The sequence below is a fragment of the Saccharicrinis sp. 156 genome, assembly GCF_050589685.1.
GTDB lineage: Bacteria > Bacteroidota > Bacteroidia > Bacteroidales > Marinilabiliaceae > Saccharicrinis.
This window is the reverse complement of record NZ_JBNGOS010000027.1, coordinates 39,756-53,784: the sequence shown is the minus strand read 5'-3', so window position 1 is coordinate 53,784 and position 14,029 is coordinate 39,756. Positions and strand designations below refer to the sequence as shown.

Annotated in this window: 15 protein-coding genes; 9 read left to right on the top strand and 6 right to left on the bottom strand. The window is 37.9% G+C overall.

Annotated elements, in window-relative coordinates:
• Positions 1-191 precede the first annotated feature (191 nt).
• Positions 192-1,838 carry a hydroxylamine reductase gene (gene hcp / locus ACRD64_RS16765; protein WP_430934609.1) on the top strand — a complete coding sequence of 549 codons (1,647 nt, stop codon included), beginning with the start codon at positions 192-194 and terminating at the stop codon, positions 1,836-1,838.
• An 86-nt stretch (positions 1,839-1,924) separates the two neighbouring features.
• The gene (locus ACRD64_RS16760) at positions 1,925-2,446 is read left to right on the top strand and encodes a GNAT family N-acetyltransferase (protein ID WP_430934608.1); all 522 of its coding nucleotides are present in this window, start codon (positions 1,925-1,927) and stop codon (positions 2,444-2,446) included.
• Positions 2,447-2,568: 122 nt separating this feature from the next.
• On the opposite strand, the gene sucD is transcribed toward ACRD64_RS16760, so the two are convergent.
• Positions 2,569-3,438: a succinate--CoA ligase subunit alpha gene (gene sucD, locus ACRD64_RS16755; protein WP_430934607.1), complete on the bottom strand. Its 870-nt coding sequence runs from the start codon at positions 3,436-3,438 to the stop codon at positions 2,569-2,571.
• 365 nt (positions 3,439-3,803) lie between these two features.
• Between sucD and mnmE the strand changes: the two genes are divergently transcribed.
• Positions 3,804-5,219, top strand: a complete 1,416-nt coding sequence (mnmE, locus tag ACRD64_RS16750; protein ID WP_430934606.1) for a tRNA uridine-5-carboxymethylaminomethyl(34) synthesis GTPase MnmE — start codon at positions 3,804-3,806, stop codon at positions 5,217-5,219.
• 189 nt (positions 5,220-5,408) lie between these two features.
• Here the strand turns inward: mnmE and ACRD64_RS16745 are convergent, their stop codons facing one another.
• The 3 genes from ACRD64_RS16745 to ACRD64_RS16735 all read right to left on the bottom strand — a co-directional run bounded on the left by ACRD64_RS16745 (position 5,409) and on the right by ACRD64_RS16735 (position 8,183).
• A complete protein-coding gene (locus ACRD64_RS16745; protein ID WP_430934605.1) occupies positions 5,409-6,068 on the bottom strand; it encodes a nucleotidyl transferase AbiEii/AbiGii toxin family protein in 660 nt (219 codons plus the stop codon).
• A 2-nt stretch (positions 6,069-6,070) separates the two neighbouring features.
• A complete protein-coding gene (locus ACRD64_RS16740) occupies positions 6,071-6,580 on the bottom strand; it encodes a HigA family addiction module antitoxin (protein WP_430934604.1) in 510 nt (169 codons plus the stop codon).
• A 634-nt stretch (positions 6,581-7,214) separates the two neighbouring features.
• Positions 7,215-8,183, bottom strand: a complete 969-nt coding sequence (locus ACRD64_RS16735; RefSeq protein WP_430934603.1) for an endonuclease/exonuclease/phosphatase family protein — start codon at positions 8,181-8,183, stop codon at positions 7,215-7,217.
• A 363-nt stretch (positions 8,184-8,546) separates the two neighbouring features.
• On the opposite strand from ACRD64_RS16735, the gene ACRD64_RS16730 reads away from it, so the two are divergent.
• The 5 genes from ACRD64_RS16730 (at position 8,547) to ACRD64_RS16710 (ending at position 12,457) form a co-directional block, all read left to right on the top strand.
• A complete protein-coding gene (locus tag ACRD64_RS16730; RefSeq protein ID WP_430934602.1) occupies positions 8,547-8,807 on the top strand; it encodes a transcriptional regulator in 261 nt (86 codons plus the stop codon).
• Between the two features lie 60 nt (positions 8,808-8,867).
• On the top strand, positions 8,868-9,131 hold the full coding sequence (locus tag ACRD64_RS16725; protein WP_430934601.1) for a thioredoxin family protein: 264 nt from the start codon (positions 8,868-8,870) through the stop codon (positions 9,129-9,131).
• Positions 9,132-9,437: 306 nt separating this feature from the next.
• Positions 9,438-10,514 (top strand): hypothetical protein, encoded by a 1,077-nt coding sequence (locus ACRD64_RS16720; RefSeq protein ID WP_430934600.1) that lies wholly within the window; start codon positions 9,438-9,440, stop codon positions 10,512-10,514.
• An 11-nt stretch (positions 10,515-10,525) separates the two neighbouring features.
• Positions 10,526-10,888, top strand: coding sequence for a putative zinc-binding protein (locus ACRD64_RS16715; protein ID WP_430934599.1), 363 nt, complete (start codon positions 10,526-10,528; stop codon positions 10,886-10,888).
• A 72-nt stretch (positions 10,889-10,960) separates the two neighbouring features.
• Positions 10,961-12,457 (top strand): potassium/proton antiporter, encoded by a 1,497-nt coding sequence (locus ACRD64_RS16710; protein WP_430934598.1) that lies wholly within the window; start codon positions 10,961-10,963, stop codon positions 12,455-12,457.
• Between the two features lie 243 nt (positions 12,458-12,700).
• On the opposite strand, the gene ACRD64_RS16705 is transcribed toward ACRD64_RS16710, so the two are convergent.
• Positions 12,701-12,886, bottom strand: a complete 186-nt coding sequence (locus tag ACRD64_RS16705; protein WP_430934597.1) for a hypothetical protein — start codon at positions 12,884-12,886, stop codon at positions 12,701-12,703.
• Between the two features lie 124 nt (positions 12,887-13,010).
• Between ACRD64_RS16705 and ACRD64_RS16700 the strand changes: the two genes are divergently transcribed.
• Positions 13,011-13,490, top strand: coding sequence for a hypothetical protein (locus ACRD64_RS16700; protein ID WP_430934596.1), 480 nt, complete (start codon positions 13,011-13,013; stop codon positions 13,488-13,490).
• Between the two features lie 270 nt (positions 13,491-13,760).
• Here ACRD64_RS16700 and ACRD64_RS16695 read toward each other — a convergent pair whose 3' ends face one another.
• Entirely contained in the window at positions 13,761-13,937 is a 177-nt protein-coding gene (locus tag ACRD64_RS16695; protein ID WP_430934595.1) for a hypothetical protein, read from the bottom strand.
• Positions 13,938-14,029: the final 92 nt, after the last annotated feature.

Sequence of the window (14,029 nt, the reverse complement as noted above, 5' to 3'; positions counted from 1 at the left end):
ATTTAAGTAATTAGTTTAGGGTTAGGTTTGGTTTGGTCACATAGTTCGCTATGCGACTTTTATAAAAGGGAGTTTGGGATGAGTTAGTGAAGTAAGATAAACTCCCTTTTATTTATCTAAATGACCGATAAGTATTACCCCATATTATAATCAAATAAAAAGTATACAAACAATTTAAAAAAATTTATATCATGAGTATGTTTTGTTATCAGTGTCAAGAAGCAGCCAAAGGAACAGGTTGTACAATTAAAGGAGTTTGTGGTAAAACCGACGAAGTGGCCGCTCTTCAAGATGTCCTATTATTTGTGACCAAAGGTGTGGCACATGTAAACACTATTGCTGCTAATAATGATTTAGCAAATGATAAAGCATATAAATACATGATTGATGCTTTATTTATCACCATCACCAACGCCAACTTTGACGGTGGTAAAATTGAAGCTAAAATTAATGAAGGTATTGCGCTTAGAGACGCATTAAAAAAGGAACTAGCGGAAAAAGGAATTGAAGTTTCTAACGATGAGCATTCCGTGAAATATGCAGGTACTACACAAGAGGACTTCTTAAAAGTAGCACCCGCCATTGGAATCTTATCCATTGAAAATGAAGACATCCGTTCTTTAAAAGAACTTCTTATTTATGGAGTAAAAGGTATGGCAGCTTACGCAGAACATGCCATGAACTTAGGATACAATAGCAAAGAAGTTTGCGAATTTGTTCAGAAAGCATTAGTTGCCAGTACTGATAACACATTAGGTGTTGACGAACTAGTAGGTTTGGTATTAGAGTGTGGTAAGTTTGGTGTGGATGTAATGGCATTATTAGACAAAGCCAATACTGAAAGCTTTGGTAATCCTGAAATTACTTCTGTAAACATTGGGGTACGCAACAATCCTGCTATCTTAATTTCAGGTCACGACTTGAAAGACATGGAAGAGTTATTAAAGCAGACAGAAGGAACTGGTGTTGATGTTTATACACACAGTGAAATGTTACCTGCTAACTACTATCCTGCATTTAAAAAGTATGAGCATTTTGTGGGTAACTATGGTAATGCATGGTGGAAGCAAAAAGAAGAATTCGAAAGCTTTAATGGTCCTGTCTTATTTACAACAAACTGTATTGTTCCTCCAAAAGAGAATTATATAGATCGTATCTACACTACCGGAGCCAGTGGTTTTGATGGCTGTACCCACATTGCCGACAGACAAAACGGACAACCTAAAGATTTCAGTGTAATTATTGAGCACGCTAAAAAATGTGCTTCTCCAACAGAAATTGAAACAGGTGAAATCGTAGGTGGATTTGCTCACAACCAGGTTCTTCAGTTAGCAGACAAGGTTGTTGATGCAGTGAAAGGTGGAGCCATTAAGAAATTTGTTGTGATGGCCGGATGTGACGGACGTATGAACGACCGTGATTACTATAGCGAATTTGCAACAGAATTACCTCAGGACACTGTTATTCTAACTGCTGGATGTGCTAAATACCGTTATAACAAATTACCACTAGGAGATATTGGCGGTATCCCAAGAGTATTAGATGCTGGTCAGTGTAACGATTCTTATTCATTGGCGGTAACGGCTCTTAAATTGAAAGAGGTATTTGGTTTAGACGATATCAATGACTTGCCAATTGTATATAACATTGCATGGTACGAGCAAAAAGCAGTAATTGTATTATTAGCCCTATTAAGTCTTGGTGTTAAAAACATCAACCTGGGACCAACATTACCTGCATTCTTATCACCAAATGTAGTGAATGTATTGGTTGAAAACTTTGGCATTGGTGGAATTACCAATGTAAAAGATGATATTGAAAGAATGATTTTGGCGTAAGAATTTTCTTAAATGCCTTTTGTTTGTTCCCTTGTCGTTGTAATTACGGCAGGGGATTTTTATTTTTGCCCCAAACAATTCGAATCATGAATTACACCACTGTACCATCTGAGGTTTATTTTCTGAAAATGGAAGAAAAACCGACTCTCCGGGAAAACAATATTGAAAATACATCGCTTATCGAAATTGCAAAACCAATAGACATTTCCTGGTACAGGGAACTATATTCTGAGGTTGGAAAAAACTTTAATTGGCTGGATCGGTTGTTTATGGATGATGCTGAACTTTATAGTAAAATCAATAGTTCTAAAACGCACATCTACACCTTAAATATCAAACAAAAACATGCGGGATATTGCGAACTTGTTGAAGAAGGAGACCATGTAGAAATCCTTTACTTTGGGTTACTTCCTGATTTTATCGGAAAGGGGTATGGAAAATACTTTTTAAACAAAACCATAGAATTAGCCTGGCGTTTCTCTCCTAAACATATTCAGCTTAACACCTGCGATATGGATCATCCTAATGCAATCCACAATTACAAAAAGGCAGGTTTTGTGCTTTATAAGACAGTGACGGAGATGAAGAAAGTGTTAGTAAGCGAATAACTACCAGCCACGTGCAAAAAGTTAAAATAAAAACCCTCTGGCAGACCTGCCAAAGGGTGAATACTTAGTCAATATTATTTTTTGGGTACCATTGTCCAATGACCATTGATCAATGACTATTTCTACGATAGGGCTTGCTTCATGGTAGCTCCTAATGTAGCCGGCGATTCCACCACGTGAATACCGCATTCTTTCATCACCTTCATTTTGGCCGCAGCAGTGTCCTCTGTCCCACCGATTATGGCACCTGCATGCCCCATCCTACGTCCTTTAGGCGCTGTTTGGCCGGCTATAAATCCTACTACCGGTTTAGTAGCATTCTCTTTGATCCACTGGGCCGCTTCCGTTTCCATGCTTCCGCCAATTTCACCAATCATGATAATGCCTTCGGTTCCCGGATCATCCATTAATAACTTTACGGCTTCTTTGGTTGTGGTTCCGATGATAGGATCACCACCAATTCCAATACACGTACTCTGACCTAAACCTTCTTTGGTCAGCTGATCCACCGCTTCGTAGGTCAACGTACCGGAACGCGACACTACTCCGATTTTTCCTTTAGTATGAATAAAACCCGGCATTATACCCACTTTTGCCATTCCCGGTGATATCACTCCGGGACAATTGGGACCGATTAACCTGGTTTCTTTATCTTGTAAATAATCCTTTACCTTTATCATATCAGCTGTAGGAATACCTTCGGTAATTGCTATGGCCACCTTAATGCCGGCATCGGCGGCTTCCATAATGGCATCCGCAGCAAAAGCCGGAGGCACAAAAATTACAGATACATCAGCATTGGCCTTTTCAACTGCTTCTTTAACTGTATTAAACACCGGCAGATTTAAGTGCGTTGTTCCACCTTTCCCAGGTGTTACGCCACCCACCACGTTGGTTCCGTATTCAATCATCTGAGAAGCGTGAAATGTCCCTTCGCTTCCGGTAAATCCCTGAACTATAACATTCGATTTGTCTGTAACTAATACGCTCATATGTAATATATCTAAATATTTGAATAACAAAGTAGGAATATTTTTGGACAAAGCCAATCGGATATTCTAAATTATTTTAATGATGATCAACTATTGCATAACAACAGTACATTTTAAAATATGTTTTCGTTCTTTGGGATCATTATCCAGAAAAGGAAAATTAAAAAGTGACCTTACCCGCTCCTGACATTGGAATAGATCACCATAGCTAAAACAGGTAAACTAATAAAACAGCTATTAACCCCAATAAATACGCTTCTTTTAACCGATGGGAATTAATTACCAAAAATAAAGTGGAAATCATTATGGGTTTCCACTTTTTTTATTGCGCGTATTCCGTAAATTTGCAGGAAATTTGAGATTTCATGATTGATTTAAAGGATACCATTGTTGCTGTTTCCACTGCCCAAGGCGCTGGTGCTATAGCCGTCATCCGATTGACAGGTCCCGAAAGCATTACGATTTGTGATAAGGTATTTAAATCGGTTAAGCCCGGAAAAAAATTGACGGAACAACCTCCTAATACGGTGCACTTTGGTTCATTAATGGACCATGACAAAGAATTGGACGAAGTATTGGTGAGTATCTTTAAAGCCCCAAACTCCTTTACGGGAGAAAACACCGTGGAAGTTTCTTGCCACGGAGCACCCTATATTCAGCAAAAAGTATTGGAACTGTTTATAAAAAACGGCGCCAGCCTGGCTGCGCCCGGCGAGTTTACCCAACGCGCTTTCCTGAACGGGAAAATGGACCTTTCGCAAGCGGAAGCTGTTGCCGACCTGATTGCCTCCAGAAGTGAAGCTGCCAGAAGAGTTGCCCTGCAACAGATGAAAGGCGGCTTTTCCAATGAGTTGATACACCTGCGCGAACGCCTGCTCAATTTTATCTCCCTTATTGAGTTGGAGCTCGATTTTAGCGAAGAGGATGTTGAATTTGCAGACCGCAAGCAATTGATTGATCTGGTAGAAGAGATTGAAAAACTGCTGTCGAAACTGATCAATTCATTCTCACTTGGGAATGCGATCAAAAACGGTATTCCCGTGGCTATCGTCGGCCACACCAATGCAGGCAAGTCTACCCTGCTCAACACCATTTTACAGGAAGACAGGGCTATTGTATCCGACATCCATGGCACTACCCGTGACGTCATTGAGGACACTATAAATATCGAAGGCATTACTTTCCGTTTTATCGACACGGCCGGAATACGGAAAACCACCGATACCATCGAAAGCATCGGTATCGACCGTACCTTCAGTAAAATAGGATCGGCCTCTATCGTCATCCTGATGCTCGACATCAACGACCCCAACGAGAAAATTCATGAAGCCATCGCCGATGTCAAGGAAAAGATGAACGAAGACCAACGATTGGTGGTAGCCATAAATAAAATTGATTTGTTGAACAAGGAAGAAATAAAAGCCCGATTTGACAGGAATAAGTTTATAGAATTATCGGGCTCCGATGCCATTGTCCCTCTTTCGGCCAAGCAACAAACCGGTATCGACCAATTAAACGCCGAACTCATCAAAACTATTAATCTGCAAGCTGTCGACAACGACGAGGTCATCGTTACCAATGCCCGCCACTACGAAGCCCTACAACGTGCTCAAAAATCCATATTCCGCGTGATTGGAGGATTGCACGACGGCATCTCAGGCGATTTTCTGGCCCAGGATATACGCGAAGTATTGGTTTATTTAGGTGAAATCACAGGGGGTGAGATTCAAACCAACGAGGTACTGGGTAATATCTTCAAAAACTTTTGTATCGGAAAATAGTCATGCGACGACAGCGGATAGTTGATTAATAAAACATAAAAAACAAATTCCCGAAGCAAATTAATTATCAACTGATTAAGCTTGCTCAATAGATTTGTTGGGAAATATTTAAAAATAGTTTCTTTTTACAATTTGGTTACTCTTTTATTAAAAACAATAAATGTACCGTTTAAATTGAGCAATAATAATTTATGCATTACTAGCTAAATATTCAGCAACCGATTCTTCTATATCCAGTTTAATTAGTTCCCAATATTTTTCTTTTAAACAAATTGGGTCTAAGTCTGTATCTGCCGTACTAAAATCAGTTAGCTTATTAATAATTTCTTCTTTAGAGTGATTATAAGGATATCTTTTTTCATAAAAACTCAACATTTCCTCCCAAGAAAAAGATTCCATTAACTCATGTATATCCCAAAAGTCTTTTTTTCTACCACTATTGCCAATTACTTCCAGTTTCATCGCAATAATCTCTTCTAGTTGAGATAACCTAATACCACCATAGTCTAGAATTGGATATTGAAACGGATCAGTATAAAACAAATCAACTTTTATGGTTTCTTCTTTTTTATCGCCAATAAGATATGATTTTCCCATGCTATCATTACCACCAAAGCAATAATCGACATACTTAAAGTTTGTTTCAAATAGATTGTCAATCTTATCAAAATCAATTGACTTATACTCCGCATCTGTAAATAAATCAATGTCAACAGAAATTCTATGACCAAGAAGCAAACTTAAAGACGTCCCTCCTACCAACCGGAAAGTATCCAGTTCTTTAAACTGCATTAATTTTTTAAGCGTATCCCAAAGTAAAACTGAAACTGTTTCTTTATGGATGGTCATAACTAATGTAAATATTTTGCAACATTCTTGCTAAATGAATCCAAATAACTGCTTCCTATATTACGTATTTCATTTCTTACTTCTTTAGTGCCATAAAAGTTTAATATTTCATTAATTTCAAGCTCATTTCCCCTTTCGAAAATACGTTTTATAATAGCTCTCTTATTTTTCAACCAATCTATCTTATCAAAATCGGTGTCCCAAAAAATAGCCTTTCTAATTGATTTAGGATTAGGGAATAATTTATTGCTCGTTTCCTGGTAAGCCTTTTTAACATCATAACTGGCTTGTAAAAGCATAAAATAATCTTCTTCCACACCTAGTTGTTTTCCCAACCGTATAGATAGTTTAGGGTTTATACTTCTTTTTTCCTTCAATATGGCACTAATTGTTTGCGCATGCTCATCTACCATAAGAGCCAAGTCCTTATTTTTCAAACCTCGCTTTTTAATCTCTCGCTTTAGTATGGCTCCTGGGTGAATACCTTTTATCTTATTTATATCCGGCAACATAGTCAACTTTTTAATCAGTCAAAATTACTAAATCATTCAATTGTAAACAAATTTGTTTATTTTTTATTAATTACGTTTTACTACTTTTACATTGCTCAAGATTTATTCTTGCGGCGCAATAGTACCCACTGGGAAATAAAAGAAGAATGTATAAGAAAAAAATACTCTTTTTATTAAGGTGTGTATCCTTTGATAAAAAGCTTTATATCAGTTCTTTTATCTAAATCTTAAGAAAGTAATATATTTACAGCATCTATACAATACAAACTCCATATCTATCATATTATCAATACTTAGAAACTTTTGTATCGGAAAATAGTCATGCGACGACAGCGGATAGTTGATTAATAAAACATAAAAAACAAATTCCCGAAGCAAACTAATTATCAACTCATTAAGCTTGCACAATAGATTTGTTGGGAACTATTTATTAATAGTTTCTTTTTACAACGTTTTACAATGAATATTGAATTTTCATTACGCAATTACCCTAATGTATAAAAAGAACCGGCTCCTTTAGTACAAGAAGCTTTAATAATTGGCTCCGGTAAACCAACATTCTTTTGTATAACAAAAAGTCACTTTTATGCCTCTGCGCGGCACTTTTATGGCGCTAAGCAGTGCTTTTGCATGACTAAGACGACCGATTCCGGATAATACTATCCAGTCGCTGCAGCTCGTTATTGGTATATATTTGAATCCACATGGGTAAATGATCGCTGAGTTCGTAGGTCCGTTTGGAAGGCTTTACATCAGGAAACAATTTTTCCAATAGACCGTCCCTGGCAAAATCAATGACACCACCATGATCGGAAAAGGAAAATGAATAGTTGTTGGTGGAACGGTGCAGTATCTGGTCGTAACGTTTGTTGCCTGCACTTACTGCCGTATCCTTAATCGTACTTAAAGACCTGGGCATCTTCAGCCTGCTTTTTTCGGTCAGTGCCTTATAATACTTATCTCCGATACGTGGGGTGTTGAAATCGCCTACCACAATTAAATCGTCATCTATTACCACATCCGATTTATCGTCCCATCGGCTCGAAATCCACTCGCTAAAACCGGCCAGTTCTTTAAGCCGACCATTATTACTTCCCCACCGGGCATGTAAGGCCAGAATAATAAAATCGAAACTACCCGCCCTAAACGAGGCCATATATGGAGACCTCCACCACGATTGTTGACTGATATACTCATCGCCCATCTTTTTGCGGTTGGGCTGGGCCTCTGCGGCCAGACCGGTAAAATGAACCATTCTTTGATCGTACAAAAACAGGGTTCGTTCGTAGTTTCCTCCCCCATCGTTTTGCCAATCGCTAACCACATATTTCCAGTCCCCCCCCAAATACTTTAACACCCGCTTAAAGTCACTTAGATCTTCCCTTACCTCCGTAATGGCAATCAAATCGAACTGATAAAGTATTTGTGCGATAAAAACGATACCATCTTCGCTCCTGGACTTTTTACCAAATTCCCGGATATTCCATGTGGCTACATTAATACTTTCATCCAACATAGAGGACGGTATATGGCATTCTTCGATGCGCTCGATAAGTAGTTTCAGCTTTTTTGCGGTTTCGGGAGTAAGACTGGAATAATGCATATTTTAACGTTAAAATGTATTATGTAATTTCAGGACTTATTTCTTAAATGTCAAGTGCCGGCAGGATGGTTTCTCCATTTCACCGGATTTGTATGAGGAAAACTCAACAATCAACCTCACCGATAGAAGTGCTAAAAAAGCGCAAACTTTTGTATATGTATCATTTTCAATACATTAAATTTAGTTACGGTAAAAATTAAAAAGATGAGATTGGGGAAAGCCAGCGGTTAAACGAACAAATTTCCGACTTTCCGAACCAAATTTTAGAAATTAAAGAACAGAAAATAAAAAATCCATTATCTTTGTTCGTAATTTAACGAACAAATGGATGAATAGCGAATTTTTAACTGATCGGCAAAAAAGATGGACAGGTATGTTAAAGCAATTTGGCACCCCATACATATATACGTGTTGGAATTGCTTTCGAAGCAAAGCTGTTGTTATAGCGGCTACTTAAATGATGAGCTGCCCATTGTAAAGTCAACTTATTCCAGTCATTCAAATGAATTAAAAGCTGCCGGATTAATTCAAGGAGAAATTGAAGCTCCCAAAATTAAATATTGTATTCATAAAGAGAACAGGAAAGAAGTAAAAGCACTATTTAAAGGCTTTTTTCAGTTGTAAAAAAATTTAACCTAATTGTTCGTTATTCCCCGAACTGCGAACAACAAAAATTTAGAAATAATGGATTTAACAAATTTAAAACCAATAAAGATGGAAATAAAAGTGTTAGGTACAGGCTGTGCCAAGTGTAAAACATTAGAGAAAGCAACTATTGAAGCGGTGGAAAAAACAGGAATTGATGCTATCGTAACAAAAGAAGAAGACATTATGAAAATAATGGAGTATGGTGTAATGACTACTCCGGCATTGGTTATTGATGAAAAAGTTGTAGTAAAAGGGAAAGTCCCTTCTGTTGAGGAAATCACAGAACTAATAACTAAGTAAGCGATATAAATCGAAGAATGGCAAGATGACAAAATACCATTTATGGACCGTTTACCGTCTATTATTAAAGATGGATGGGATATCGTTAGAAAGGTTCTTTTATACTTGATGTTAGGCATCGCCATAGGGGCAGCCATGCATGCTTTATGTTCCTGAAAATTTCTTTACAGAGTCTTTATCGGCAGATAAATGATATGCGATACCATTAGCAGTGCTACTTGCAGTACCGAGGAAGCCATTGCCACAGGAATTGTTCCGGTGGTGCATATGATTTTGTATGAAAAAAATAGTATAAAACTTTATATAATGAGAACAATACCAAAATATTTATGTATCCTTTTTTTTATGGGGGTAACCATTGCTGCCGGTCTTGCCCAAGATTCCACCAAGATTCATACCTTCGATTTCAACAAACTGAAACCCATAGTGCAGGTATTTGGTAATGCATCTTATTATTTTGAGGATAATTATTATGCCTACAGTTTTACCCGCGCACATCTGGGACTACAGTACCAGTTTAACAAAGACTGGAGTGCCAAAGTTATCATCGACAGAGGCAGGGCGACTACCACTGGCGAGATTACCGTTACAGATTCTTTGGGAAATCAGTTCAATGTGAGAAATACGTCAAAAGAAGGGGCATATTATACCATGTTTCTAAAGTTTGCCAGCCTTCAATGGAGAGTGAATGATCAACTTACACTCCAGGGAGGAGCCATCCTTCAAAATCATTACATTACCCAGGAACGTTTCTGGGGATTGCGATATGTGGCACAAACTTTTCAGGATTTGTATTGGAAAATACCAAGCAGCGACCTGGGTCTGATCGCCTATTACCAGGTAAATGATGTTATTTCTTTTGATGCAGCTGTTACCAATGGTGAAGGAGTTCGCATTGCACAGGATGAATCGGGTAAGGTAAAATTATCGGGGGGCATCAATATCAATCCTACTAAAAAACTACAGCTTAGGGCTTATTATCACAATCGCCAAGCCCATGATGCGGATTTAGAGACAGAGGAAATGTATGCTGCATTTGTAGGTCTTCAACCATCACCCAAGTTTAAGATTGGTGGCGAATTTAATTACATGAAGCATTTGAGTTATACCGATAATTTAAACAGTTATGGTTATTCGCTCTACTCAACATACAAACCAGGCCCAAAGACTGAGCTATTTACCCGTTACGACAAATTATTATATGATGATCCGGATCATGTGATTGCTGAAAATAATAGTGATGGAAACAAAATAATAGCCGGAGTTTCTCACTCCCCTATTAAAGGGGTGAATATAGCATTGAATTATCAGGGATGGATAGCAGACCATAGATATACCGACTCGGAAAATAACATATTAATAAGTATGGAGTTTAAATTTTAAAAAATACTATAATGGAAAATACAGAAGTAAAATGTGAGTGTAGTAGCACAGGAAGTAAAATAGTGATGGCTTGTTCCGGTGCCGCTGATGTCGGAATGATCTCCGATAAGGTTGCACGAGCTATGCAAATTGCCGGAAAAAGAAAGATGAACTGTCTGGCAGTTGTGGGTGCAGGTATTGAAAAATCAATTGCAGGTTTTAAGCAAAAAGATCTATTGGTTATCGATGGTTGTGCCGTTGCCTGTGGAAAAAGAATACTGGATCAGCACGGCATTACCGATTACAAACATATTATAGTCACAGATTATGGATTAAAAAAAGGTTCATCGCCAGCAACTGCTGACAATGTAACAATGGTACTTAATAAGTTATAGTAGCATATTGGTCAGGTAAAAAAGACAATTGCAGGTTTGTTTATTTATTTAATTTTCCTTTCTTGGGCAATCATGAATATCACTATCGAAAACATTATCCTTATTGGTTCTGTACTGCTTTTTATCAGCATCGTTGCAGGGAAAACAACCTATAAATTCGGGATTCCCACCTTATTGCTGTTCCTTTCCATTGGAATGCTGGCAGGTTCCGAGGGCATTGGCGGGATTTACTTCGACGATCCGGCTATTGCTCAATTTATTGGCGTGGTATCACTCAATTTTATTCTTTTCTCAGGAGGTATGGATACCGATTGGAAACATGTCAAACCCATTCTCAAGGAAGGACTGGTATTATCAACTATTGGCGTATTGCTTACCGCAACTACGTTGGGACTTTTTGTTTGGTGGGTAACCGATTTTAGTCTGTTCGAAAGCTTATTGCTTGGTTCTATTGTTTCTTCTACTGATGCCGCTGCCGTATTCTCCATTCTCAGAGGTAGAAAACTCAGGTTAAAAAACAATATTCGCCCTACTCTGGAACTTGAAAGTGGAAGTAACGACCCTATGGCTTACGTACTGACCATTACGTTTTTATCGTTGGTCATGAACCCTGAAAAAAGTTTTTGGTCCATCCTTTTGCTTTTTTTTCAACAAATGAGTTTAGGTGCATTGGCAGGCTATTTATTTGGCCGCTTGAGCAAATTTACGATAAACCGTATTCACCTTGATTTTGAAGGTTTATATCCTGTTTTGGCGATTGCTTTAATGTTTATCACCTTTGCCGCCACCAACTTTGTTGGGGGAAATGGTTTCTTGGCCATATATATCTGTGCGGTATATTTGGGTAACCACAACCTCATTCACAAAACGAATATCATGCGAATGTTTGATGGTTTAGCATGGTTGATGCAGATTGTACTTTTCCTTACGCTTGGTTTGTTAGTCTTCCCCTCTCGGATCATTCCGCTTTTTGGTATTGGTTTATTGATTGCTGCCGTTCTCATTTTTGTGGCTCGCCCTGTAGCAGTTCTTTTGTCATTAATTCCTTTTAAAACCAGATTTCGCAACAAAGCATTTGTTTCCTGGGTAGGTCTAAGAGGTGCGGTCCCCATAGTTTTTGCAACATATCCGCTGCTCGCAGGTATAGAAAAGGCCCAACTAATTTTTGATATCGTATTTTTTATCTCTGTCACGTCAGTGCTTATTCAAGGTACTTCATTATCCCTTATTGCCAAATGGTTAAAAGTAGGCAAGCCGGATACTAAAAAAATAGAATCTGCTGCTGAAGCATTAAATTATGATCATCCCAATAGCATTCTTAAGAAGATCACGATATCTGACAATGCCGATATCATTGGCAAGAAAATTGTTGACTTGAATTTTCCGCAAAATTCAATTATTGCCATGATAGAGCGCGATAAGCAATATTTTACGCCAAATGGTTCATCGGTTATCGAAGCGAATGATGTTTTAAATGTAATAACCGATAAAAAGGAAAACCTGCTAAAGGTTTGTGAGTGTTTGTGTGTAGAGCAAACGGAAAATAAAACAAGCAATCCAAACCAATAAGCAATAATTGTTTATTATTGTTGCCTTCAAAAAAATAGGAAAAGTTGAGTTTATCATACCATATAACAAACCGGTTTATAAATGTACTGGCAATAGGCTGGCTGGTAGTTCTTGCCTTATCTGCAGATATTCAACCTTCCTATGCATCTATAAAAAAAACGGTTTCAGGTACAACTGAGCAAATTTGCTTCTCTCAAAACGCAATTGTGCCTGTTGCTGAAAGCAGCATATTGCTTTCAAATTTTAGTTTTCAGCAGACTTCGAACAAAGACAACAGCAGCCAATTAAATGCCGCATTACTGGGATATAATCTGCTGGTAGATTGCTGCCTTGCGCAGCAACTTCAATGGTTGGGCAAGGTATGTATAAGATATCGGAAGTTGGTTCTTCTGTTTCCATCCCATTACTTTTGGTAATCCATTTCTTCATTTCAAAGGCATTTATACATGCTTCAACCCGGATTTGCTAATGCATATTGCGGGTTTACCTCATCTAATGTATTGACAGTTATTCAATACTGTCTGATTTTATTCAATAAATAAATAATAAGAAAATGGATATAACAGCAGCCATTACCGGGCTTGTTATGCTTGGAATTTTCATTGTTCCAATTGCAATACTGAGCCTTAGAAATAAAAACAAGGCTTTATTAGCTGAATTAAAAGATTTTGCGACACAAAACAATTGTGAAATTTCAGAATACGATATCAACGCCCAATTTGCTATCGGTATGTCAACACCTGGAAACCAAGTGTTTTTTATACGAAAAGAAGAGGCCAATCAGGACTTGTTCAAAAGTAGTATTCCTTTAAATCACTTAATAGATTGTGGGTTAAAAACTCAAAACAGAACCGTTAATTTGCAGAAATCTACGGAAAAAGTGATTGATAAACTGGAAATCAGTTTTCAAAGCAAATCACAAGAAAAGAACACCCTCAGCTGGGTACTATATGATTCTGAAATGACTACCCAACTTGATAACGAATTCCAGGTTGGTAATAAGTGGGTTTCTATCATAAAGAAAGCTATATAGCCTGATCTTTTCATAAAACCCCAAATTGTCATTTGGCTTCACCTAAATGCCAATACGATGAACAAAATCGAAACGCTACGTAAACCCGGCTTATGCCTACTGTCATGAAGGAATTTCTCAAATTCCTTCATGACAGATCTCGGATGATTATATGCACTTGGTGTTATGTCGGTATCCGGATGAAGAACGTAAGGCGCATAGTAAACTTAACGCTAAGTTCATTAAAACGGTATATTCTCAAAGCCTATGCCGCCCCTGGTCACAACAACTTTATCCCCGGTGATAGCCTTTATACTTTAGATCAGGAACATTCTGACCCAGATCGGAGGTATTATCCCTTAAGTCAGGATCATTCACAGCCGGGTCACGATCATTATCCCCAAGGTCATAAACTCCATGTCTTAGGACATAATCATCATCCAAAAGGTCAGCATGGTTATGACCCAAGTTAGAATCATTATCCCAATGATTATAGCATACCGTTCCTTTTTCTTTGAAAAAAATTATACCCTCACAATAACATCTTTCTCTGTAGCTGA